Here is a 22,418-nt window from a genome sequence, read left to right as displayed (position 1 = left end):
AGCAGTCAGGCGCGCTTCTGAATCTCCTCGCGGAGCACGGCACTCACGGTGTCACCGCCGGCCTTGCCTCGGAGCGCACCCATGCACTCGCCCATGAGCGCGGAGAACGCGCCCATGCCCTCTTCTTCGACCTGGTCCGAATTCCGCTCGACGACCTCCGCAACGGCCTCGCGGACCTCGTCCTCGGAGACGCCACCGAGTCCCTCGGCCTCGACGGCCTCCTCGGCCGTGAGGCTTGGGTCTTCGGCGAGCGCGGTCAGCAGGTCGTTCATGCCCTCGTTGGGCACCTCGCCCTCGTCCACGAGCGAGAGTGCGTCGCGCAGGTGGTCGTCGGTGAGGTTCTCGACGGGCACGTCGTCACGGCGGAGTTCCGTGAGCGTGGATTCGAGTGTGCCGGCGGCCAGGGTCGCGTCGATGCCGTCGGCGACGACGGACTCGAACAGCGGCATGCGCTGGCCGTAGGCGACCTGCTCAGCGAGGCCGGCGTCGAGGCCGTACTCGTCCTGGTAGCGCTCGACTTTTTCAGTGAGGAGTTCGGGCGTCTCGACCTCGCTCGGGTCGAGGTCGACCGGGGGAACGTCCGTCTCGGGGTACATCCGGGCTGCGCCGGGGAGCGGGCGCAGGTAGCGGGTCGTGCCGTCCTCGTTCGCGCCGCGGGTCTCCTCCGGGACGCCCTCGAGTGCGGTCTCGGCGCGCTTGGCGGCGGCCTCGATGGCGTTGTCGGCGACCTCGGGGCTGGCGGCCACGATGGCCACGGCATCGTCCTCGCCGGCGTCGACGGCCTCGCGCAGGGCCGCGACCTCGTCCTCGGTGACGCCGTAGGCCGGGAGTTCGTCCGTGTGGAAGATGCCACCGGCACCGTGGCGCTTGGCGTGGTCGGAGAACTCGGTACCCAGGCGGCGGTCGGGCTGGATCTCGCGGCCGACGAGTCCGTCGAACCCGAAGAGGGGAACGGCGGTGACCTTCCCGCCGGCGTCGAGTGCGCCGCGGATGACGCCGCTCTCGGTGTCGGCGAAGGTGTCGGTCACGTCCTGGACCTCGCCGACGCTCGCGCCGCGCTCGTCGAGTTCGTCACGGATCTCGAGGAGTTCGACCTGTCGGCCAGCCTCGTTGCGGACGATGTCGTCGATGTCGTCGAGGCTCTGGACGCCCTTGACCTCGACGCGGGCACCCTCGGCGATGGAGATGTTCACGTCCTGGCGGATGGTGCCGAGGCCGCGCTTGACGTGGCCGGTCGAGCGCAGCAACATCCCGATGCGCTCGGCGGCCTCGCGGGCCTGCTCGGGCGTCGAGATGTCCGGCTTCGTGCCGATCTCGACCAGCGGGATGCCGAGGCGGTCGAGGCTGAAGGTGACGCCGTCGTCGTGCTCCTCGATGCGCTGGCAGGACTCCTCTTCGAGCATCAGGTCGGCCACGCGGACCGGGCCGTCCTCGGTCGATATCTCGCCGTCGGTCGCGATCTCGGTCGACCGCTGGAAGCCCGAGGTGTTCGAGCCGTCGACGACGATCTTGCGCATGACGTGGGCCGTGTCGACCGGCGTCATGTCCAGTAGCTGGGCGATCTCCAGGGCCACCTCGCGCGCCTCGTCGTCCAGCCGGTGGGGCGGTTCGTCGTCCTCCTCGACGAGGCAGGTCGAGTCGTACGCGAGGTAGGTGAACTCGCGTTCGACCTGGCTCTCTTCGAGCGCCGCCTCGTCCAGTTCCCCGAGTTCGGACTTCGTCGGGTGCAGGTACCGCGTGAACTCGCGCTCGGACTCCGCCGGTTCCCGGATGTCGGTCGGACAGCCACAGAACAGCTTGCTCGCGGTATCGAGCTGCTGGTGGATCTCCAGCCCGGCGACCAGTCCCAGCGCCTCGTAGTCGTGGTCGGTCATTGCGAGAGGGTCCGAGTCGGAGGGGTAAAAAACCGTCCAGTTGCGGCGACCCTGGCCACGGGCGGTCGCCCAGGCGGGGGACCCCGGTCAGGACGAGGCCCGGCCCCGATGCGCGCGGGGCACGCTCTGTCGCATGTAGCACTCTGGAGTCGTCGAGTAGCCGTAGAAGCGTCTCTGGATTCGTTACTGCGTCGCCGCGCGAATATCCTCGATCTGAATAATGTCCTCGCCCAGTCCTTCCCCGTCGCAGTCGTCGTTCGGGCACCGATAATGCCAGCCATCCCGTGTCGCGACACGCTCGGAGAATCGGTCACCACATTCCTCGCAAAAGAGCTGTCCTTTCTCACATGTGTCTACGTGCATCTCAAGGGCAAGCTCTGTGCTGAACGATTGGTTGCAGTTGCGACAGGTGTGCATAGTACAAATTTGGACTGCAACCACCATAACACCCATGGATTGTTCGACTTTCCTCCGTCTCTCGATAACTTTCGGTAAGTTCGCGCCGTCGTGCGGTTGTTTCACTTCCACTGAGAGGATTACCCGGTAATAAACGTTACCCTTGATATCCTCATGCGTGGTCGTTGGTGGCAGGGAGCGGGCTCGTATCGCAGAGGGAGAAAATCCAGCTGTGGATGCTATGCGGGGGTGTTCGACGGGGTATCAGTCGTCCTGCCCGAGGATGCCGCGGTGGGTCATCGCCTCGGGGTCGATGATCTCGTCGGCCTCCTCCTCGCTGAGGTAGCCCTTCTCGATGACGACCTGGCGGACCGTCTTGCCCTCCTTCAGTGCGGTCTTGGCGGCGGTGCTGGCCTTGTCGTAGCCGATGTGCGGGTTGAGCGCGGTGGCGAGCGCCATCGACTGCTCGACCTGCTCCTCGCAGTGCTCCTCGTTGGCCTCCAGCTTCGCGACGAACTTCCGGGCGAACACCTCACTGCCGTTCGAGATGAGTTCGGCGGACTGCAGGAAGTTGTACGCCAGCAGCGGCTTGTAGAGGTTCAGGTCGATCTGGCCCTCGGCGGCCCCGGCCGAGACGGCCGCGTCGTTGCCGACGACCTGCTTGTGGAGCTGGTTGACGGCCTCGGCGACGACCGGGTTGATCTTGCCGGGCATGATGGACGACCCGGGCTGGTTCTCCGGCTGCTCGAGTTCACCAAGCCCGTTGCGGGGGCCGGAGGCGAGCAGACGCAGGTCGTTCGCGATCTTGTTCAGGCTCCCGGCGACGGTCCGGAGGGCACCGTGGGCCTCGGACATGGCGTCGTGGGCGGCCTGTGCCTCGAAGTGGTCGTCGGCCTCGCGGAACTGGACGCCGGTCTCCTTCGTGATGTACTCGGCGGCGCGCTCGGGGAACTCGGGGTGGGTGTTCAGCCCCGTCCCGACCGCCGTGCCACCGAGGGCGAGTTCGGCGAGGTGTTCGCGGGTGTTGTCGACGCGGACGAGGCCCTTCTCGACCTGCGTCTTGTAGCCGCCGAACTCCTGCCCGAGTCGGACCGGCGTGGCGTCCTGCAGGTGGGTACGGCCCGTCTTGACGATGCCGTCGAACTCGTCGGCCTTCTCTTCGAGGGCCTGGCGGAGCGTGTCGAGCGCCGGGATGACGTCCTTCTCGACGGCTTCGAGGGCGGCGACGTGCATCGCGGTCGGGATGACGTCGTTCGAGGACTGCCCGAAGTTGACGTGGTCGTTCGGGTGGATCTCACGGCTCCCGATCTCGCCGCCGTACAGTTCGGTGGCGCGGTTCGAGATGACCTCGTTGGCGTTCATGTTCGAGGAGGTCCCCGACCCGGTCTGGAACACGTCGACCGGGAACTGGTCGTCGTGCTCGCCGGCGATGACCTCGTCGGCGGCCTCGATGATGCACTCGGCCTTGTCCTCGGGAATCATCTCGAGGTCGCGGTTCGCCTGTGCGGCGGCCTTCTTCACGACGCCCAGTGCACGGACGAAACGACGCCCGAACGTGAGCCCGGAGATGGGGAAGTTCTCGACCGCGCGCTGGGTCTGTGCCCCCCAGTAGGCGTCGGCCGGTACCTGCATCTCGCCGAGGCTGTCCTGCTCGGTACGGAAGTCGTCGGACATACCTGATTCGTCGTCGGGCCGGTGCGTAAAACCCACCGAATCGGTTCCCGATCTGACCGGCTGCCGCCTGTGACCACCGCCGCCGAACCACCATGATGTGTGTTGTCAAACATCACGAAACCCGTGATAGAGGACAGTGTGTATACCCAATTCGACAGTTTCTGAAGACGAAAAGACGGTACTACAGCCGTTGTAAACCCGTAATATTCACTCGGATGTGAATTAATTTGGGCAAGTGTTAAGTGTGGGCATCCGTAAAGCTCTCGTAAGTCTCACGCAGCGTGAGGCACGTGGTGGCATGACAGGACACGATTCAACATCTGACGTTTCGCGGCGTAGTATCTTGAAAACAGCCGGCGCTGCCGGTGCGGTCGGACTGACAGGACTCTCCGGGTGTCTCAGTGGTTTCACTGGTGGCGGTGAGAGCCAGGAGCCCATCGAACTCCTCCACGCATGGAGCGACGGCGACGGCTCCGACGCTATCGCGGCACTCCTCGAGGGCTTCCAGGAGGAACACCCCGACGTGGAGTTCGCGGAGGAACCGGTCAACGGTGCCGCCCGGAAGAACCTCGGGACGGTCATCCAGAACCGGATGCAGTCGAACAACCCGCCGAGCACGTGGCAGGCGTGGCCGGGGAAGAACCTCGAGAAGTTCGCCGGTGCGTACGGCGACCTCGAGGGCGACGTCTGGGACGACGACATGAAGAGCAACTACCTGCCAGGACCGAAGAAGCAGGCCAAGCTGGACGGGACGTACGTCACGGTCCCCCTCAACATCCACCGTATCAACAACCTCTTCTACAACAAGGCGGTCGTCGAGGAGGCCGGCGTCGACCCGACGAGCATCGAGACCCCGGACGACCTCACGGCTGCGATGCAGACGGTCGCCGAGGAGACGGACGCGACCCCGATGGCCCAGCAGACCAGCTCCAACTGGTCGACGGTCCAGCTCTGGGCGACCGTGCTGCTCGGCCAGTCCGGCCAGTCCGGCTATAACGCCTTCATCAACGGCAACGGCAAGGAGGCGCAGGTCAAGAAGGCACTCCAGACCGTCAAGGACTACTCGGAGTTCTACTTCAACGACTCCGCATCCATCTCGTGGACCGAGGGCAACTCCCGCTTCATGAAGGACCAGGCTGCGTTCATCCATCAGGGTGACTGGGCAGCAGGTGCCTACAGCGGCAACGACGACTTCAACTACGGCGAGGACTGGGGTCACGTCCCGTTCCCGGGCACCGACGGCTACTACGCCCTCAACATGGACTCGTTCCCGTTCCCGTCGAACAACCCGTCGCCCGAGGCGACGAAGACGTTCCTCAGCTACTGTGGCTCGACGGACGCCCAGATCCGCTTCAACCAGAAGAAGGGCTCCATCCCGCCGCGCAAGGACGCCGACGCGTCCAAGCTGAACGAGTTCCAGCAGGACCAGTTCGCCGACTTCACCGACTCCGAGGCACAGCCGCCGTCGATCCAGCACGGTCTCGCGCTGTCCCCGGCGATTCGGACGAACGTCCTCGACGCCTTCAGTGGCTTCATCGAGTCCTACGACGTGGACAAGACCACCTCGGGCGTCCTCGGGTCGTTCAGCTAAGCACCAACCGCTGCATCACATTTTATGCGCAAGAAACTTACACAACTCAAACAGGCACTCGCAAACCGGCAGCGGGAGGTGCGGACCGACGGTGGCGAGGCGCAGGCGGAACGGTCGTTCCTGGACCGGACCAGCGTCCAGTCCGCACCGTTCTGGCTGCCGCCGTTCCTGCTCGTGGGCCTGTTCGTCTACGGGGCCATCATCTGGAACGTCGTCATCTCACTGACGGACCTCGCCGGGTTTACGGCCTCGCCGGACTACAGCAACCTCGACTTCGAGAACTACGTCATCGCGTTCACCGGTGGGACACCCTCGTGGTCGAACCTGTCCATCGAACCCATCTGGAACTCGGCGCAGAACACACTGGTCCTGATGGTCGCATTCACGGCCATCTGCCTGGTGCTCGGCCTGCTGCTGGCCATCCTCGTCGACCAGAAGATCCGGTACGAGAACACCTTCCGGACGGTGTACCTGCTCCCGATGAGCCTCTCGTTCGTCGTGACGGCGAAGTTCTGGTTGTTCATGTACAACCGCGAATCCGGGCTCATCAACGTCGTCATCACGTCGCTCGGGTTCGATTCCGTCGGCATCGTTCAGAACCCACAGTTGAAGCTCGCGGCGGTGATATTCGCGCTCATCTGGCAGTTCAGCGGCTACGCCATGGTCGTCTACCTCGCCGGCCTGCGCGCGATTCCGAACGAACACTTCGAGGCCGCACGCGTCGACGGTGCGAGTACCGTCCGCATGTACTGGCGCATCATCATCCCACAGCTGCGAACCGCGACCATCAGTGCGGCGGTCGTGCTCGTCGTCTTCGCGCTGAAGGCGTTCGACTTCCTGTACTCGATGTACGGGGGGTACCAGCCCGGGCCGTCCGCGGACATCCTCGCGACCCGCATGGTCCGTGAGGCCTACAGCAACGGGAACTGGGCGTACGGGTCGGCCATCGCGGTCATCCTGTTCGTGATGGCTCTCGCCATCGTCGCACCGTACCTCTACACGCAGTACCAGCGGGGGCAACTATGAGCAACGCAACAGCGACCGCCGACGACTCCGTACAGCTATTCGGGTACTCGCTCCGGCGAATCCTGCTCTACGCCGTCCTCGCCGGGATGGCGACGTTCTACCTCATCCCCATCGAGACGGGGCTGATGACCTCGCTGAAGAGCAACGCGGTCTACACGGGCGATGCCCCGTACCTGCCACCGCTCTCGCCGGCGGCGTTCACCCTGGAGAACTGGGCACAGGCGTTCGACGGCCTCGCGAGTGGCCTGTTCAACAGCCTGTTGCTGACGATTCCGGCGACCATCCTCTCGGCGGTGTTCGGGAGCATGGCCGCCTTCGGGCTGACGAGCGTCCACTGGAAGCGCCAGGTCGGCGTCTACACCCTGTTCGTCGCGGGTATCTTCATCCCGTACCAGGCCGTACTGGTGCCGCTCTCGCAGTTCTGGTACAGCATCGTCCCGCTGCAGGAATGGTTCGAACCGTTCGCGATCCTGTTGCCGCTCATCCAGGAACACCACTGGAAGATTCTGGCACTCGTCATCACGCACACCGCGTACGGGATTCCTATCTGTACACTGCTGTTCCGCTCGTACTACAAGGACCTCTCCGGTGAGATGGTCGAGGCGGCTCGGCTCGACGGTGCCACGGTGTACAAGATATACCGGCGCATCATCCTGCCGCTGTCCATCCCGATGTTCGCGGTGACGTTCATCTACCAGTTCACGCAGATCTGGAACGACCTGCTGTTCGCGCTCATCATCGTCCAGTCCGGCGACGCGTCGGTCGTGACGATGGAGCTCGCAGGGCTCGGCGTCTCGCAGTCCGGGACGAACTTCCCGCTGCGCATGGCCGCGGCGTTCGTCACGGCGCTACCGACGCTGCTGGTGTACATCTTCTTCGGAGAACAGTTCGCGAAAGGAGTAACCGCCTAAGATGATTCACAACGACACAGAGGAGGAAGACAGATGGCTGAACTGACGCTCGACGGCATCACCAAGGTGTTCGTCGAAGACGACGGGAACGAGATCGTAGCCGTCGACGACGTGAACGTCGACATCGAGGACGGGGAGTTCCTCGTCCTCGTCGGCCCATCCGGGTGTGGGAAGTCGACCACCCTGCGGATGATCGCCGGGCTGGAGACCGTCACCGAGGGCGAGCTTCGCCTCGGCGGTGACCTGATGAACCACAAGCAGCCGGCGGACCGCGACATCGCGATGGTGTTCCAGTCCTACGCGCTGTACCCGCACATGACCGTCGCCGAGAACATGAGCTTCGGGCTCGAGGAGTCGACGGACATGCCGGACGACGAGATACAGCAGAAGGTCACCGACGCCGCAGAGATGATGGGTATCGGCGACCTGCTCGACCGCAAGCCCCGGGAGCTCTCCGGCGGCCAACAACAGCGTGTCGCCCTGGGCCGCGCCATCGTGCGCGACCCCTCGGTGTTCCTGATGGACGAGCCGCTGTCGAACCTCGACGCCAAGCTGCGCGCGAAGATGCGCACCGAACTCCAGCGCATCCAGGAGGACCTCGGCGTCTCCACCGTCTACGTCACCCACGACCAGACGGAGGCGATGACGATGGGCGACCGCATCGCCATCCTCGACGACGGCATCCTCCAGCAGGTCGGGACGCCGCTGGAGTGCTACCACGAGCCGAACAACGAGTTCGTCGCGGACTTCATCGGCGAGCCGTCGATGAACTTCTTCGACGTCGAGGTGGAGGGCAATCGCCTCGAAGCCGAGAAGTTCTCCTACCCGGTCTCCCAGGAGACGCTCGATGCCGTCGGCGACGCGACGGATATCACGCTGGGTATCCGGCCCGAAGACATCGAGATTCGCTCCGGTGTCGAGAGCGACCACGACCTCGAGACCGTCGTGGACGTGGTCGAGCCGACCGGCGACGAGAACAACCTCTACCTCACCTTCGACCCCGAGGCGGCCAACCCGGACACGTTCATCGTGACCATCGGTGGCATGCAGCGCGTCGAGGCCGGCCAGCCGGTCGTCGCGCACATCCCCGAAGAGGCCATCCACCTGTTCGACGCGAACACCGGGAAGGCGCTGAAGAACCGCTCGCTGGAGAACGTGGAAGCGCTCGGACAGCCGGTCTGAGCGGCTATTCTTTTTCGACGGTGTAGGCCTGCGTGTTTATCAGGACCGTATCGTCGATGACTGCGAGCTGGCGACTGTCCCCGAGTTCGTCGGGTTCGTCGGTGAGGAGCTTCGTCCCACTTGCGGGGTCGAACGCGTAGACGAACCCCGAGTTATCGGCGACCCAGACGTATCGCTGTGCCTGATACAGGGTCCGAACCTGACTGTTGACGCGTGCCCGCCAGCGACGCTCTCCCGTGCCCCTGTCGAGTGCGATGACGTGGCCGGCCTCTGTTCCGACGACGAGCGAGTCACCGACAATGGCCGGTCTCGTGTTGACTTCAGCAATCACCTGCTGTTCCCACTGCTGGTCGTATCCCGGGAGCGACCTCGATTCCACCGGGTTCGACCCCCCGTACAGGGTATCGTCGCTTCGAGTGTAGGTCGCGAATCCTGCGAACACGTCGTAGTTCGCGTTCCTGGCACCGGACTGGATATCGATGTCCAGGACCTGGTCGGTCATCATGACGTACAGTCGCCCCTGCCACGGCACGAGGTCCGTAACGAACCCGTCCTCGATATCGACGTGCCAGCGGCGCTCCCCGCTGTTCTTGTCGAGTGCGGTGACCCGGGGACGTTGTTCGTCGCCGCCGCCGTCGGCCTGGGTCGCGAACACCACGATGTCTCCAGTGACGCTGACCGCCCGGGACCGGTAGTGGTTCCCGTCATCCGGAGCGTCGTGTGACCAGCGTACCGCGCCGGAACCGTCGTCGTAGGCGAGGAGTGTCGCCGGAGACGATCCTTCGGTTTCGTCGTACGTGACGACTGTGGTTTCGGGGCCAAAGCCCGCGGTCCGTGGGTAGTAGGACTCTGCTGCCGTCTCGCCCTGCCAGCGGTTCTCTCCGTCAGCAGTGACCTTTCGAACCGTCCGGCCGGTGGTCCCGTAGAACGACCCAGCGTTCGCCCACAGCCGGATCACGAAATCTTCCGAGAGCGACCACGCCGGTGTGAGCGAGAGCGGGGCCGGGTCGTCGGTCGGCTCGGACTCGGTCTGCTCCCCGGCGGCCTCGGTTGCCTGGCCCGCCGTATCTGGAGTATCCGTCGTGGATGTCGAGGTTCCAGTGTCGGTGGTCGCGGTGGTCGCTGTGGACCCACCACCTTGTAATCGTAAACAACCTGTCGTCGCCCCCGCCCCAGCCAGGGCGAGGAACGTTCGTCGTCTCATATCCGCACCCCACGTGTCCACCAGCATATGACTGTCGGCCAACCAGTCGATGTTGGCCGGAATCAGGCCCCGTGCAGGCTCGCCTGCAACCGCTCCCGAAGCCCGGTCTGCAACTCGTTCACGGTCGATTCATCGAGGTCGAACGCGGTCGGGCTCCCACCGAGCAGCGTCGCCGAACTCGCCGTATCAGCCACCAGCGTCGCGAGGTCGAGGCGGCGCTGGAACACGGTCGCCTCGCTGACGATGGTCTGGATGCGGTAGTACGGCACCACGCGGGTGGTCCGGTTCCAGAAGCCGTCGCGGATGAGCAGGTGGTCCTCGCCGACGGCGAAGCCGCGGTTGGCCCACTTCAGGTGGGCGGCGAACGGGACCACCAGGAAGGCGACCGCGGGCAGATACCAGGGAATCTGCGCGACGGTCGTCGAGACGAGGTAGCCGACGGCGAGCAGGAGCACGATGGGGATGCTGTACCGGACGGCGTAGCGCCGGCGGGCCCGTTTCGGGGGCCGGGTGAACTCCAGGTCCTCGAAGTCCTCCAGTTCGCGGGCGAGGGCGAGGGTCCGGTCCAGTTTGGCGATGGGGACCGCGGACTGGCTGCCCTGGCTGGCGCGGCTTCCTGCATATCCTGCTGTCTCGACGGTGAGCCCGGCGAACCCGAGCGGGCGCATCAGGAACGTCTCGGTGAGCGTGATGGTCTGGACCTTCTCGCGGGGGATGGAGCCGCTGTAGCGCTGGAGCAGGCCGCGCTCGTAGACGAGGTCGTCGCCCTCGCGGCCCAGCCGGAAGTCGTAGAACTCCAGCGTGGAGACCACGACGCTCAGCAGGATGGAGGCAGCCAGCAGGAGCGGCGGTCCGACGACACCGACCGCGATCATCTCCTGACCGGTCATCACCTCGGGGTCCAGCGTGCTCGGGCCACCGAAGGGAGCCGCGGCACTGAGCAGCAGTCCGAGGATGAAATCCTCTGCGAGCGGGATGGCGACGATGAGCAGCGCGAGCGACCGGAAGCGGAAGCGCGTCACAGCCAGCGCGAGCAGTTCGACGGGCGAGAGTTCGAACAACACCTCGCTGGTCGGTTCCCGGGGCTGGGTCGGTTCGGTGGCGGTCCGCTGGCGCTCGGCAGTGCCGGACTCGGCACCTGCCGGCGGGGCTGGCGGGGACTGGGCAGCGGTTGCCGGCCCGCGCTCGCCCGCCTCGACGTCGGTACCGGTCTCGGCCGCTCCTCCAGCGCCGGGTTCCGCGGTCGTCTCGGCTGCCGGGGCGGCCGCCTCCTCGGCGGTGACTCGTGCCCGGCGCTCGCGAATCTCCCGCCGGAGCCGGTTCGCCTCGGCCTCCGCGACGACCGAAAGTGTCGCCTCGGTTCCGCCGCCACCAGCAGTCTCGATGCGGACCACAGCGACACCGAAGGCCCGGTGCAGGAGGTTCTGGGACACGTCGACGTTCTGGATGCGCCGGAGCGGAATCTCGCGCTCGGTCCGACCGATGACCCCCTGGGCCACGTCGAAGGTGTCCTCGCCGAGGTCGTACTCGTAGCGCAGGTAGGTCATCGCACCGTAGGCGACACCCACCACGAGCCCGACCGGGGCGACGAGGAACAGCCAGTCGACGGAGCCCACGCCGACGGTGTTCAATATCACCACGAGGAAGAACGGAATCGAGAGGCCGTTCACCCCGTACCGGAGCGCCCGCGAGACCGCCGAGATTGGATGGAGTCGCATCGCTAGACCGCGTCCTCCGGTTCGGACTCGACCGCGAGGTCGCGCAACTCGTTTCGCAGTCGCCGGGCCCGCTCGGGTGTCAGTCCGGGCACCGACACGTCGGCCCCGCGCGAGCCCGCGGTGTAGACCACGACGCGGGAGAGCCCGAGCGCCCGGTCGATGGGGCTGCGCTGCGTGTCGACGTGCTGGACGCGGACGTAGGGGACGGCGGTTTCGACCCGCGTAATCACGCCGCGTTCGAGATACAGCGAATCGGATTCGAGGTCGAAGCGCCAGTCGCGGTAGAGGAGTATCGCGTGCCCGACGCCGATGGCGATGATGAGGAGTGCTAGCGCGACGGGAATCGCTAGCCCCAGCCCGAGTTCGGCGATCCGGTCGAGCCCGAACAGGATGCCACCGAGGACGACCGCGGTGATGACCGACCGGACTGCCCACTCGATGCGAACGCGTCCGTGAAGGGTTTCCATACTGACACGGTAGCCCGCTGGCGTGAAAAAGCCGTCCTCGTCGGTCGCCTGTGAGACGACGGGTGCAGTTCGGGCGACTACAGCTCGGCGTACTCCTCGGGCGTGTACGTCTTCAGCTCCAGGGCGTGGATGTCGGTCGTCATGTGCTCACCAAGCGCGTCGTAGACGAGCTGGTGCTGCTGGACCAGCGGCTTGCCCTCGAAGGCGGGTGAGACGACCGTGGCGCGCAGGTGGTCGTCGTCGTGCTCGCCGCGGGCGCGTTCGACGGTGGCCTGGGCGTCGTCGAGGTTCGCTTCGATCATGTCGGCGACTTCCTCGGGTGTCATTACTCGGGGTGAGGAGGGCGTCGGGTTTAATTGTCTGGTTCTGGCTGTTGCTCCGACACTGTGCTTTCCGGGCCGTCTGTGCTGGTTGCCCTTCGGCCAACAAGGTGAACGAAACTCGCGCCGGTGCCCATGACTGCACCACACCCTCCCCAGCCGATTGCGCGCTTCCTGCCGCGACACTCCGTTTCGCTCCAGTCCAGTGCTCATCCACCGTGAGAGCAAGCTCTCACGAGCCCGCACTCGCAGGCTCGTGCGGACCTCGCGCGATTTGGCGGGCGGTCTCGCTCACGGGTCGTTCGTCTTCACGGCTTGCTTCGCTCACCGTCCAGAAACTGGAGACGCTCCCGATAGTCGCGTCTCCCATTCCTCCCCGTTCGCTGTCGAGGCGACAGCGTCGCCTCGCACGCCCCGCCCACCTGCACGCGCCAGACCGGTTTGTCGGCAGCAGACGACCGGTTGAACAAGTCATCGACAAGAACCGAGAGAAACCGACGCTACCGAATTCAGGTCCAGTTGTCCAGCCCGGTCTGGGTCAGGCCGTCCTCGATGCGCTCGAACCCACGACGAACCTCGTCGGGGTCGACTTCCCACTCGTCGACGACGTACTCACGGGCGGCATCCACGTCGGGCGAGATGCTGGTGTCGAACTCGTAGTCGTCGGTGACGTTCGGGTCGCGGAACAGGGCACGGACCAGGTCGGCGTTCTCGACGTACACGTCCTCCTCCTCGAAGACGGTCCAGAGGTCGCCGTGCTCGCGGATCTTCTTCAGGGCGGTCTTCGGGCCGTACCCGTGGACGCCCTCGTTGAAGTCGGTGCCACAGAGGATGGCGATGTCGATGAGCTGTTCGAGGGTCACGTCGAGTTCGTCGAGCGTTTTGGACAGATCCATCCGCTCGGGGTCGCCCTTGCTGGTGAGCTGGCGGAGGGTGACGGGTGCGCCGAACAGGAGCGCGTCGTAGTCCTCGGTGCCGACGTACTCGGCGTCGCCGCGCTTCGCGATGTGGGCACACTGGGCCTCGCCCTCTGCGGGGGCCTCGACCACGGGCACGTCGAGCAGGCGCAGGAGTTCGCGACTGGTCTCCTGGATAACAGGGGTCAGGCGCTGGGTGGCGGAGTCGAGGCGGGCGACCTCGGCGGTGTCACCCTCCTCGCGGGCCTCCTCGAGGCGTTCTTCCATCTTCTGGCGCTGCTCGCGTCGGGACTCTATCTCGTCGGTCTTCAGCTCCGAGGGGCCGCCGTCGAACACCATCACGGGGGTCAGGTCGTGCTCGAAGAACTTGGGGAGCCCCTGGACGATGCCGATGAGGTTCGCGACCTCGTCACCGTCTTCGGTGGTGTAGCGGTGGTCGCTGGTCCAGCGGACCGTGGTCGTCAGGTAGCGATAGAGCCAGTTGTGGGCGTCGACCGCCACGACGCCACCGCCGAGTTCGTCGAACGGGACCTCCTCGATGTGTGCGAGGGCCCGAAGGTCTGAATTTCCCATCTTGGCGTCGCTACGGGCCGGAGGCTTTCAATACTGGTGATTCCGGGGCTGCACCGAGAGGAGTCCCCGGCGGGCTCACCGGGGCGGGCCGCGCTCGCGCTTCTCCGCGATGAACGAGCTCTCGGCCGCCGACAGGTCGTCGCGGTCCGCGAAGACGGCGAGCCCTTCGCGGTAGGCCGCGACGTGGGCGTCCCGGTCACTCCCCGCGGGGACCGGGTGTTCGAGGACGAGTTCCGCGATGCCGGTCTCGCGCCCGGTGTATCCGAACCTGGCCCGGTACAGCGCCTCGTAGGAGTAGGCGTTGTTGACGGCGATGCGGGCGCGGTCGTACCCTGCCTCGCGGGCCCGGTCGACCACGTACTCGACGAGGGCGGGGCCGAGCCCCTCGCCGCGGCGGTCCTCGCGGACCGTGACGTACCGAAGCCAGACCGTCTCGGCGTCGGTCCGGTCCTCGTTGAACGCGACGGCGGCGACCACGTCGCGGTCGTACTCGCCTGCGTCGGGGCGCGAGTCGTCCATGTCGTGCTCCGGGCCGCGGACCACCGCCTTCCCCGTACTCGTCATGACGAACTTCCCGGCGTAGCTGAACCGCTGGTAGTCGAGTCTGAGCGTCGGCTCGTCGTCGGGCCAGCCGAGGAACGCGAACGAACGCGACGGGGCGTCGTCGGTCACGGGTCACCAGAGGGCACCGGAACAGTAGGCACTTTCGGGCGAGCGTCTCTCACTGGTTTCGACCCGGTTAGGTCGTCTCTTTTCGGTCGCTTCCACCTTATCCGCGCTCGTCTCGATTCTCAGGATAGTATGTCTGTCGGACACTCGCGAGCGGTCAGGGGGTCCCCGCTCGGGCGCGCCGTCGCGGGCGTGGTCAGGCTGGTGCTCGCGGCGATACTGCTCGGGTTCGCGCTCACCTCCGACGCCGTCCACGATTATCCCCACTACGCGGTCCTGATCCTGGTCCACCCACTCATCGTCCGGCAGGCACTCGGTGTGAGCCTCGAACCGTTCCACATCGTCTGGGTGAGCGTCGCGCTGTTCGTCCACCCCCTCGGCGGTATCCTCGGCCTGTACGACACCATCTGGTGGTGGGACCATCTCACCCACCTCATGTCCGCGACACTCGTCGCCGGGCCGACCTACATCCTCGCGCGGGCGTACTACCTCAGCGGCCAGACACCCATCGTTCCCGGCTGGACCGTCCCGGCCGCCGTCGTGACGACGACGCTCGCCCTCGGGCTGGTCTGGGAGGGAATCGAACTCGTCCACCCGTGGCTCATCGTCTACAGCGACGAGGATACGGCGATGGACGCCGTGTTCAACGCGGTCGGCGCACTCGCGACGGTGGCGACCGCCCCCCGGGTCCTCGGCGGACTCGTTTGCCAGGCGCTTCCGGCCGACACGTTCACCGGGACGGGAACGAGCGCCGAGGTAGCCGACCGAGGGGACGACCACGACCGGCACCCCGAGTTCGACCCGGGAGACGATTGACCCCCTGCAGGGGTGAAGCGTCGATTTCTGGGACTGCAGCCACTAAGGCGGTCCAGTGCGTAACTCTGATAGATACCCGATGCCTCCGTCTCGCGCCGCATTCGACGACCTCGTCGCCGCCCTCTCGACGGTGCAGTTCGAGGAGTTCGTCGCGGCCCTCCTCGCCGCCGATAGCGAGGCGTTCGAGACGCTGGAGTCACTGGAGTCGGATGCGGGACCCGGCGGCCAGACGGTGGTCGTCCGGGACGGGACGCGGTATCGACTGGTGACGAGTCGGACCGAGTCGGCCGATTCGGTCGACGAGAGCGACGAATCGATCCAGAACCGGCCGGCGCAGCCCACGTCTCGCCCCGGGGACGAGCGACTCGTCTACCATCCAGCCATCGCGCCCGATGACCCGCCGGAGCGCGTCCTCGACCTCTACACGTTCGCGTGCTACGGGCTGGACCGCGAGCCGGTCGACGCCATCTGTGAGGACCAGCTCGGGACGCGGCTGAGTGACCTCCCGTCGGCCAGCCAGTCTTCCCATCCGGACACCACGGCCGAACCGGAGACGGCGACCGACCAGCCCGGTCCGGAACCACCAGCGAACACCGAGCAGCCCGGACCGGACAAACCGGACAGCCCGGACAGCCCGGACAAACCTGACAGCCCGGATAAACCTGACAGCCCGGATAAACCTGACAGCCCGGATAGCCAGGACAGCCCGGCCCAGTCGCCGCGGTACTCGAAACGCCCCGACGGGCTCGCAGCCTCGCCCGAGTTCCTTCGGTACGGTTCCGCCCCGGGGACGGCTGCGCGCGACGGCGACGAGGACCTGGCAGCCCCTCCCGAATCGCCCGCCGAGGAGACAGCCGGTGTTGGGTCGGTCCTGGCCCGAGTCCGCTCGACCCGCCGCTCGGCAGTCCTCGCTATCGTCGTGGTGTCACTGCTCGTCGTCGGTGGCGGCATCGCATTCGGGTTGCTGCCGGGCATTGCGGACGACGCTGGCGACGGCACCGGGGCAGCTGGGTCGAACACCAGCATCGCCGCCGAGGACCCCGACTTCAGACTCGGCGAGAGCGACACGTATCCCGGTGACTTCGGTGACGGCACCCTGACCGACCCGACCCCGTTCGACGACCGGCCGCCCGGGCTCGCGGACCACGGTATCACCGACGCCGCGATGCTCGCCCAGGCGCACGCGAACGTCCTCGCCGGCCAGTCGTACCGCTGGACCGTGGAGTTCGGCGGCGTGGCGGACCCATCGGTCGACGGGCCGGAGTGGCAGGTGGCCAGGCAGGTCGTCACCGTCGAGAACCGGACGGCCTACCGGTCTGAGACGGTCGGCATCACTGTCGAGGGCGACACCATCGAGCAGACCGGGGTCGCGGATGGTGAGACCCGACAGGTCGTCACGAAGCAGGGTGACACGTACGCGGTCAGCCGCCACCCAGTGGTGGTGCGCTACGGCGAGGGCTACCACGAGGACAGGGCCGAGCGCTTCGTCGAGATATACCTCGACAGCCCACGGAACATCCGAAGCGCCTCGTACACCGTCGGCGGCACGACCTACCACCGTATCGTCGGCTGGAGCACACCGCCGTCACTGTCGAACGTCTCGGAGTACCGGTTCGTCGCGGTCGTGACCGAGGAGGGACTGGTCCAGGACCTCTCGGTCCGCTACGTCCAGTCGACGCCCGACGGGCCACGGACCGTGACCGTCTCGTTCCACTACGACGAGGTCGGGACGGCCGTGCGTGACGCGGACGGTGAGACGACCACGGCCGACTCGTCCGTCCCCAGCGGAACGACGGAGACACAGAACGGAACCGGAACGACGGATGGACCCGCCATGATGCCAGCTGCAGCGATCACTCGATGACTTCTTCCAGCACGCTTCGACCGCCGCCCGGTTTCGACTCCCACTCCCACTCGTCCTCGACGCGGACCCGGCCGTCGTCGAGCAGTGTCACATCACCGATGGAGTGCCCGGTCGCCGTCTCCCCGTCCTCGTTCAACTGGACGTATCTCACGTCCCAGCGGTCGCCATCGAAGGTCCCCACGAGGTAGCCCTCCACGATACGCCCACCGGCGTAGTCGGCACTGATGTGTGTGCCGTCCTGCCGGAAGTGCATGCTCGTATCCCCCGATACATCTCCACCTTCGTTCTGGCGGGCGGTGAGCGTCCGCCCATCCAGCGAGATAGCTGTCGCCATGGTGGAACTACGTGCCCAGCGAGAGTAAAGCTGCGTGCTCAGTCCAGTGGCTGGTGCACCTGGTCTTCCTCGAACACCTGCCCGTCGACGACGATTGGCTCGGACCCGTTCGCGTCCTGTGGCTCGCCGACGGTACAGATCATCGTCTGGTCGCGGGCGAACGCGAGCTGGTGGTTCAACAGGACGCGGCTCTGGTCCTTGCGGATCTGTCGGGTCTGTCCCGTCCAGTAGCCGTTGTCGGGGATGGAGTTGACCACGCCCGCCATGTGCTCGACGTCCTCGTCGGTCTCGTACAGGAGCGACCAGTGTTCCCCGACGAGTTCGTCGGCCTCGTAGCCGAAGCACCTCGCGTAGGCGTCGTTGACGAAGATGAACTCGCCCGCCTGGTTCAGCAGGCTCACGCCCTGGCCGATGGACTCGATGGCGTCGAGGAACTGCTGGTTGCGCCGCTCGGCGTGGTACTTTTCGACGAGGTTCCGTACCCGGTTCGCGAGTATCTCGTACTTCTCCAGCCCACCCGACTTCTGGAGGTAGTCCGAGACACCCGCGGAGATGGCCTCGCTCGCGACCTCCTCTGACCCTTTGCCGGTGAACAGCACGAACGGAATCTCTGCTTCCCGCTCTCGAACCTTCCGCAGCAGTTCCAGTCCGTTCATCCTCGGCATATCGTAATCGCTGACGATGCAGTCCGGACACTCCTCCTCTAGCATCGCCAGCGCCTTCTCTGGTGACGTGACGGACTCGACGGTGAGCTGGCTGTCGGTCCGTTCGAGCACCGTCCCGACCAGTTCCGTGAACGAGGGGTCGTCGTCCACGTGAAGGATACGGACCGTCACCTGACTCATGTCTTCTACAGCAGAGTGCTCGTGCGAACGCTTAACGGTTCTTGCCAGCTGTCACTCGGCAAATCTGTCACCCCTCAATGTACTTCATCCGAGTTGGGTTCTCGAGACCGGTCCGTCCCGATGGCCACGAAACCGCGGGTCCCGGCGGCCTGAGACGCGGGAGCGTCCCCGGTCCCACCTCGATTGGTCCCGTCAGCGTACCGGGGTCGGCGGTCGGCCCACGATCACACCGGGACGGGCGGACCTTCCACGCCAGGATGGTTCCTCGCCAGAACACCTCGACGTCGATGATTATCTGGTGCAGGTTCTCGAACGAGTCCGTGACAGTGCCCTCGTACGGGCCGTGCACACGGTTGAAGGCGTAGGCTGTCTCGTCGTCCCGGTGGCGCGTTCGCAGATAGAACGACGTCGCTCGCGGCTCGACCGTGACGGTGAGGTCGGTACACGTGAGGTCGATAGTCACAAACGGCAGATGCGGCATGGGCGGGAAGGTTGGCTCCCCGCTCGTGAGCTTCGCCATCTCAGCATCCGTTTGCCGTCGCATCGCTTCCGGAGCCTCCATCGCCCGTCCGATGGTGGTGCCGTATCCGGTGAGGCCACCAAGAAGGCCGAGACCGACGCCTGCGAGAAGATTCCGCTTCGAGACCGCTCTGGACGAGTCCCCCATGTGGAAGGTAACGGTCCCAGGGGGTGAGAGCATGTTCCATGATAGCATGGAACGTCCCCCGGGCAGAGGTATCAGAGAACTGCTCGACTGTGACAGAATCAGGAAGGGAAAATCGAGCGAGGGACCAACGGGATGCATCGGGCGGGAGTTCACCGAGCACTGCGAGGTGAACGTCGGGCGGGGCGACCGAAGGGATGCACCGGCCGGGAATTGAACCCGGATCGTTGGCTTGGAAGGCCAAAGTCTTGCCATTAGACCACCGGTGCGCGGTCTATCACAGCCGCGTGCTGCGATTGCATTCACTGGTTCGCCCCGAGGGACACAAAACACTTCGGAATTGCATCGACGGGGACGCCACTACCTGTCGTAGGGTTCGTTGCCGAAATACCCGCAGCGGCTCGTGCGCGGGGCACGAACCTGCGACGCAGGGCGCGTCGCTGCGGTCGCCACGGCGAGCCGTGCGCGAGGGCCCACCGCGGCACGCGAGTCCCACACCAACGGGTGTGCGCACCTGTCGGTTCTCGGTGACGCCTTATGGTCTTTACTGTTTCGGACCGGCTACGGTCGCGTAGCAGTTGCCGGAGGAGACCTCGCTGGCATGGATACGCAGGTCGCTGGCGGCGAGGTCGGCGTCGAACTCCGCGGGCGAGTAGATGTGGTAGAACCGGGGCACGGTGACGCCGCCGGGGAGCGTCCAGTCGACCTCGGTGTCGAACGGGTCGTCGCGGTCGAAGCTGTCGTGTGCGGTCGACCACGCCGAGACGAGCGCGAGGCCGTCAGGTGAGAGGACCCGGGCGAGTTCGTCCAGGCTCGCGCGACGGGCCTCGCGGGTCGGCAGGTGGTGCAGGGTCGCGACGTACACCGCGAGGTCGACCGAGGCGTCCCGGAGCGGGAGCGAGGACGCATCACCCTGGACGAGGTCGACCGCGAACCCGTGGTCAGTCGCGCGCTCGCGGCCGGTCTCCAGTAGCCCACGGGAGAGGTCGAGGCCGACGACGCTGTCGCAGTGGGCGGCGAGCAGTTCGGCGTGCCGGCAGTTGCCACAGCCGAGGTCGAGCCCCCGGCCGCCGGTCGGCGCGTCCTCGACGAAGGATTCGACCTCCGGCCAGGCGTACTCCCGGGTCTTCGCGAAGTGGGCCGCGATACGGTCGTAGGTCTCGCGGGTGGTCGACGGGGAGCGGTCCATGGACGACCGGTCGGGGCGGACCGAAGTAAGGAATTGGATTCCGCGTCGCGACGTGAGTCTCAGGGACCGGGGATGAGGACGATGAACGTCGCGTACGCCAGCGCGATGAGGATGGCGGCGTGCTTCGCGCCGGTCCGGATGTCACCGGAGGAGAGTTGCCCGGCGACCAGCCCGGAGAGCAGCCCCTGGATGATGGTCGTGTGGAAGAACACGAGGATGTACTCGTCCTTGTCGATGCTGCCGGTCTGTCCGACCCCGCCGACGGCCGGCACGTTCTGTGGACCGGTCCCCGGCGCACCGCCACCGCCGGTCGCGTTGAGCGCCGCGCCGGTCCCCCCGTCCGGGAGGCTCGGGATGAGGACGGTGGAGAGGACCACCACGATGAACAGGAAGACGAAGAACGCGAGGTAGACGACGACCATGTAGGTCACCATCTCCTGGCGGCGGGCGCGCTTGAGCCGGCGGTCGGCCTTCGCCTGCTTCGCCGCGATGCGCAGGACCGTCGCGAGGTCCCCGCTGGCGTTCATCGCCTTCGTCGTGATGGCGACGACCCGCGAGATGATCTTGGTTCGCATCCGTGCCTCGAAGCGCTTCAGGGCGGTCTCGATGTCTGCCCCCCACCTGATGTCTGCCCAGACGCGGTCCATCTCACTGTCGAGTGCGCCGAGCTCGGACCGGCGCACGCGGCCGATGGACTCCACGACGGTCATCCCGGCCTCGTTGACGCTGGCGAGCCGGTCGAGCAGGTCGGGGACGGCGGCCTCGATGGCCTCCGCCCGGCGGCGATGCACCTCGAACGCGATGGCGAACGTGCCGATGACGAACAGGGCCGCCTGGATGAGGAGATCGTCGAACTCCCGGATGTTCAGCCCGCCGGCATCGACGACGCCCGGCAGGCGAACGAGTACGATGAGTGCGGCGAGGGGAACCGTCACCCAGAGCAACGAGAGGGGTTTCTCGACGACCGTCCGAAGCGGGTTCCCGAGGATGGACCGCAGGGACCGTAACTGCCGATACGTTTCCAACCGGGCGACGTTCCCGTCGGCATCGTGGCCACCGTCGGTCTGGGCCGAGTCGATTCGGCGGACCCCGGCGAGCCCGTCCACCGGTGCCTCGACGTCCTCGTACCCGCGGCTGGTGGCGATGGTATCCGTCGCCGAGAGCAGGTAGAGGATGAAGATGAAGTTCGCACAGGGGAGGATGACGTAGACGAACACGCGAAGCGGGTCCAGCGTGTCACCGACCGCGATGCCGAGGACGACCAGGATGGTGATGAGAAAGAGCGGTCCGGCGACGAGGACGGTGACGTACGCCTCCGCCAGCGTCGCGAGCAGGTCGAGCAGTTTCTCCTGCTGGGCCTCGGCCTCCTCCTGGAAGTCGCGGTACTGCTGGTGGAGGAACTCCGAGAGCGAGCGCCCGGACTGCAACACGCTGGCCAGGTTCTCCGCGAACTCCTTGAACTGCGAACTCGGTGACCGCCGCGCCATCGTGTGGATGGCGGTGATCATGTCCTGGCCGAACATGTCCATGTTCCTGACGGCGACGTGAATCTCCTCGGCGGACTCGCCGTAGATGTGCTGGTGCTCCGCGAGGATGCGCATCACCTTGGGGAACTCCATGCCCGACCGGGAGAGCGCGTAGATGAACGCGATGGTCCGCGGCAGGGACGCGTCGATTCGGCGCTCGCGTTCGTCCCCGCGGTAGTCCGGGTACCACCAGCGGTACCAGTACGTCATCCCAGCGAAGGACACCCCGAGGGTGAGGCTGGTGACCGCCATGAGCGCGAACAGCTCGAACACCGAGATGGACGGCAGGCCGACGAAGTTGGTCAGGAAGTGCAGGTCCGAAGGGAACACCGACCGGATGGTCTCCTCGTCGATTGCGAGGATGATGAGTCCGAGCCAGATGAAGTACATCCCGAGGATGGAGCCGACGAGTGCCGCGACGCCGGTGTAGAGGGCGGTCTTCGAGGCGTAGGTTCGATACGTCGTCGGGATGTGTGCGGCCCGGAGGAGCTGTTTTCGCCGGGTCCGCTTGCGCCCGCGCTGGCTGATGTACTTCCCGAAGATGACCAGCGAGAACCGGGTGACGATACGGTCGGCGTGCAGGCTGACGGGCGAGAGTACCACTGGTAGCGCGATGACGAGGGCGATGACCAGCGGGACGTAATTCGCCCAGGACATC

At 66.0% G+C, this 22,418-nt stretch carries 20 protein-coding genes and 1 tRNA gene; 6 read left to right on the top strand and 15 right to left on the bottom strand.

The genetic code is table 11. The annotated features are described in order from the left end of the window. Window positions 1-5 precede the first annotated feature (5 nt). From gatE to ACSC1S_RS10785, 3 genes are all read right to left on the bottom strand, one after another. Window positions 6-1,874 (bottom strand): Glu-tRNA(Gln) amidotransferase subunit GatE, encoded by a 1,869-nt coding sequence (gatE, locus tag ACSC1S_RS10795; RefSeq protein WP_435318867.1) that lies wholly within the window; start codon window positions 1,872-1,874, stop codon window positions 6-8. A gap of 183 nt (window positions 1,875-2,057) precedes the next feature. Beyond that, complete coding sequence (locus tag ACSC1S_RS10790; RefSeq protein ID WP_261652567.1) at window positions 2,058-2,291, bottom strand: HVO_2901 family zinc finger protein; 234 nt, start codon at window positions 2,289-2,291, stop codon at window positions 2,058-2,060. Between the two features lie 243 nt (window positions 2,292-2,534). Further along, a complete protein-coding gene (locus ACSC1S_RS10785) occupies window positions 2,535-3,944 on the bottom strand; it encodes a class II fumarate hydratase (RefSeq protein WP_435318866.1) in 1,410 nt (469 codons plus the stop codon). Between the two features lie 343 nt (window positions 3,945-4,287). On the opposite strand from ACSC1S_RS10785, the gene ACSC1S_RS10780 reads away from it, so the two are divergent. Genes ACSC1S_RS10780 through ACSC1S_RS10765 form a run of 4 tightly spaced genes read left to right on the top strand, consistent with a single transcriptional unit; the run spans window position 4,288 to window position 8,654 of the window. After that, the gene (locus ACSC1S_RS10780; protein ID WP_435364292.1) at window positions 4,288-5,535 is read left to right on the top strand and encodes an ABC transporter substrate-binding protein; all 1,248 of its coding nucleotides are present in this window, start codon (window positions 4,288-4,290) and stop codon (window positions 5,533-5,535) included. Between the two features lie 24 nt (window positions 5,536-5,559). Beyond that, window positions 5,560-6,561 (top strand): carbohydrate ABC transporter permease, encoded by a 1,002-nt coding sequence (locus tag ACSC1S_RS10775; RefSeq protein WP_435318864.1) that lies wholly within the window; start codon window positions 5,560-5,562, stop codon window positions 6,559-6,561. Further along, complete coding sequence (locus tag ACSC1S_RS10770) at window positions 6,558-7,472, top strand: carbohydrate ABC transporter permease (protein WP_435364291.1); 915 nt, start codon at window positions 6,558-6,560, stop codon at window positions 7,470-7,472. Before ACSC1S_RS10775 ends, ACSC1S_RS10770 begins: the two co-directional genes overlap by 4 nt. A 33-nt stretch (window positions 7,473-7,505) precedes the next feature. Beyond that, window positions 7,506-8,654 (top strand): ABC transporter ATP-binding protein, encoded by a 1,149-nt coding sequence (locus tag ACSC1S_RS10765; RefSeq protein WP_435364290.1) that lies wholly within the window; start codon window positions 7,506-7,508, stop codon window positions 8,652-8,654. A 4-nt stretch (window positions 8,655-8,658) separates the two neighbouring features. On the opposite strand, the gene ACSC1S_RS10760 is transcribed toward ACSC1S_RS10765, so the two are convergent. The 6 genes from ACSC1S_RS10760 to ACSC1S_RS10735 form a co-directional block, all read right to left on the bottom strand. Continuing rightward, a complete protein-coding gene (locus ACSC1S_RS10760) occupies window positions 8,659-9,858 on the bottom strand; it encodes an outer membrane protein assembly factor BamB family protein (RefSeq protein ID WP_435364289.1) in 1,200 nt (399 codons plus the stop codon). A 62-nt stretch (window positions 9,859-9,920) separates the two neighbouring features. Continuing rightward, window positions 9,921-11,576 carry a PH domain-containing protein gene (locus tag ACSC1S_RS10755; RefSeq protein WP_435364288.1) on the bottom strand — a complete coding sequence of 552 codons (1,656 nt, stop codon included), beginning with the start codon at window positions 11,574-11,576 and terminating at the stop codon, window positions 9,921-9,923. Window positions 11,577-11,578: 2 nt separating this feature from the next. Then, on the bottom strand, window positions 11,579-12,043 hold the full coding sequence (locus tag ACSC1S_RS10750; protein WP_435364287.1) for a PH domain-containing protein: 465 nt from the start codon (window positions 12,041-12,043) through the stop codon (window positions 11,579-11,581). A gap of 77 nt (window positions 12,044-12,120) precedes the next feature. Beyond that, window positions 12,121-12,369, bottom strand: a complete 249-nt coding sequence (locus tag ACSC1S_RS10745) for a BolA family protein (RefSeq protein ID WP_261651847.1) — start codon at window positions 12,367-12,369, stop codon at window positions 12,121-12,123. Window positions 12,370-12,872: 503 nt separating this feature from the next. After that, complete coding sequence (gene fen / locus ACSC1S_RS10740) at window positions 12,873-13,853, bottom strand: flap endonuclease-1 (RefSeq protein WP_435364286.1); 981 nt, start codon at window positions 13,851-13,853, stop codon at window positions 12,873-12,875. Window positions 13,854-13,928: 75 nt separating this feature from the next. Beyond that, complete coding sequence (locus ACSC1S_RS10735; protein ID WP_435364285.1) at window positions 13,929-14,525, bottom strand: GNAT family N-acetyltransferase; 597 nt, start codon at window positions 14,523-14,525, stop codon at window positions 13,929-13,931. Window positions 14,526-14,654: 129 nt separating this feature from the next. On the opposite strand from ACSC1S_RS10735, the gene ACSC1S_RS10730 reads away from it, so the two are divergent. Both ACSC1S_RS10730 and ACSC1S_RS10725 read left to right on the top strand, forming a co-directional pair. Then, window positions 14,655-15,338, top strand: coding sequence for a DUF2238 domain-containing protein (locus ACSC1S_RS10730; protein WP_435364284.1), 684 nt, complete (start codon window positions 14,655-14,657; stop codon window positions 15,336-15,338). Window positions 15,339-15,417: 79 nt separating this feature from the next. After that, window positions 15,418-17,202 carry a hypothetical protein gene (locus ACSC1S_RS10725; protein ID WP_435364283.1) on the top strand — a complete coding sequence of 595 codons (1,785 nt, stop codon included), beginning with the start codon at window positions 15,418-15,420 and terminating at the stop codon, window positions 17,200-17,202. Here the strand turns inward: ACSC1S_RS10725 and ACSC1S_RS10720 are convergent. The 6 genes from ACSC1S_RS10720 to ACSC1S_RS10695 all read right to left on the bottom strand — a co-directional run bounded on the left by ACSC1S_RS10720 (window position 17,192) and on the right by ACSC1S_RS10695 (window position 22,417). Next, window positions 17,192-17,536, bottom strand: a complete 345-nt coding sequence (locus tag ACSC1S_RS10720; protein ID WP_435318852.1) for an avidin-fold protein — start codon at window positions 17,534-17,536, stop codon at window positions 17,192-17,194. The genes ACSC1S_RS10725 and ACSC1S_RS10720 overlap by 11 nt on opposite strands. Before the next feature lie 38 nt (window positions 17,537-17,574). Then, window positions 17,575-18,381: a response regulator gene (locus tag ACSC1S_RS10715; protein ID WP_435364282.1), complete on the bottom strand. Its 807-nt coding sequence runs from the start codon at window positions 18,379-18,381 to the stop codon at window positions 17,575-17,577. Window positions 18,382-18,448: 67 nt separating this feature from the next. Then, window positions 18,449-19,096 (bottom strand): hypothetical protein, encoded by a 648-nt coding sequence (locus ACSC1S_RS10710; protein WP_435364281.1) that lies wholly within the window; start codon window positions 19,094-19,096, stop codon window positions 18,449-18,451. Between the two features lie 147 nt (window positions 19,097-19,243). After that, window positions 19,244-19,314 (bottom strand) — tRNA-Gly (locus ACSC1S_RS10705). Between the two features lie 275 nt (window positions 19,315-19,589). Then, a complete protein-coding gene (locus ACSC1S_RS10700; RefSeq protein WP_435364280.1) occupies window positions 19,590-20,234 on the bottom strand; it encodes a class I SAM-dependent methyltransferase in 645 nt (214 codons plus the stop codon). Between the two features lie 59 nt (window positions 20,235-20,293). Beyond that, window positions 20,294-22,417, bottom strand: a complete 2,124-nt coding sequence (locus ACSC1S_RS10695; protein WP_435364279.1) for a type II secretion system F family protein — start codon at window positions 22,415-22,417, stop codon at window positions 20,294-20,296. Window position 22,418: the final 1 nt, after the last annotated feature.

Source organism: Haloarchaeobius pelagicus (genome assembly GCF_051207375.1).
In the GTDB taxonomy this organism is placed as follows: Archaea; Halobacteriota; Halobacteria; order Halobacteriales; family Natrialbaceae; genus Haloarchaeobius.
This window is presented reverse-complemented; position numbering and strand designations above follow the sequence as displayed.

Excerpts from the sequence above, each read along its gene's own strand:
- ACSC1S_RS10770 (WP_435364291.1), top strand. The coding sequence starts at position 6,558 with ATGAGCAACGCAACAGCGACCGCCGACGACTCCGTACAGCTATTCGGG.
- ACSC1S_RS10725 (WP_435364283.1), top strand. The coding sequence starts at position 15,418 with ATGCCTCCGTCTCGCGCCGCATTCGACGACCTCGTCGCCGCCCTCTCG.
- ACSC1S_RS10730 (WP_435364284.1), top strand. The coding sequence starts at position 14,655 with ATGTCTGTCGGACACTCGCGAGCGGTCAGGGGGTCCCCGCTCGGGCGC.
- ACSC1S_RS10790 (WP_261652567.1), bottom strand. The coding sequence starts at position 2,291 with ATGCACACCTGTCGCAACTGCAACCAATCGTTCAGCACAGAGCTTGCC.
- ACSC1S_RS10720 (WP_435318852.1), bottom strand. The coding sequence starts at position 17,536 with ATGGCGACAGCTATCTCGCTGGATGGGCGGACGCTCACCGCCCGCCAG.
- ACSC1S_RS10715 (WP_435364282.1), bottom strand. The coding sequence starts at position 18,381 with ATGAGTCAGGTGACGGTCCGTATCCTTCACGTGGACGACGACCCCTCG.
- ACSC1S_RS10695 (WP_435364279.1), bottom strand. The coding sequence starts at position 22,417 with ATGTCCTGGGCGAATTACGTCCCGCTGGTCATCGCCCTCGTCATCGCG.
- ACSC1S_RS10710 (WP_435364281.1), bottom strand. The coding sequence starts at position 19,096 with ATGCTATCATGGAACATGCTCTCACCCCCTGGGACCGTTACCTTCCAC.
- gatE (WP_435318867.1), bottom strand. The coding sequence starts at position 1,874 with ATGACCGACCACGACTACGAGGCGCTGGGACTGGTCGCCGGGCTGGAG.
- ACSC1S_RS10755 (WP_435364288.1), bottom strand. The coding sequence starts at position 11,576 with ATGCGACTCCATCCAATCTCGGCGGTCTCGCGGGCGCTCCGGTACGGG.
- ACSC1S_RS10785 (WP_435318866.1), bottom strand. The coding sequence starts at position 3,944 with ATGTCCGACGACTTCCGTACCGAGCAGGACAGCCTCGGCGAGATGCAG.
- ACSC1S_RS10760 (WP_435364289.1), bottom strand. The coding sequence starts at position 9,858 with ATGAGACGACGAACGTTCCTCGCCCTGGCTGGGGCGGGGGCGACGACA.
- ACSC1S_RS10765 (WP_435364290.1), top strand. The coding sequence starts at position 7,506 with ATGGCTGAACTGACGCTCGACGGCATCACCAAGGTGTTCGTCGAAGAC.
- ACSC1S_RS10745 (WP_261651847.1), bottom strand. The coding sequence starts at position 12,369 with ATGACACCCGAGGAAGTCGCCGACATGATCGAAGCGAACCTCGACGAC.
- ACSC1S_RS10700 (WP_435364280.1), bottom strand. The coding sequence starts at position 20,234 with ATGGACCGCTCCCCGTCGACCACCCGCGAGACCTACGACCGTATCGCG.
- fen (WP_435364286.1), bottom strand. The coding sequence starts at position 13,853 with ATGGGAAATTCAGACCTTCGGGCCCTCGCACACATCGAGGAGGTCCCG.
- ACSC1S_RS10750 (WP_435364287.1), bottom strand. The coding sequence starts at position 12,043 with ATGGAAACCCTTCACGGACGCGTTCGCATCGAGTGGGCAGTCCGGTCG.
- ACSC1S_RS10775 (WP_435318864.1), top strand. The coding sequence starts at position 5,560 with ATGCGCAAGAAACTTACACAACTCAAACAGGCACTCGCAAACCGGCAG.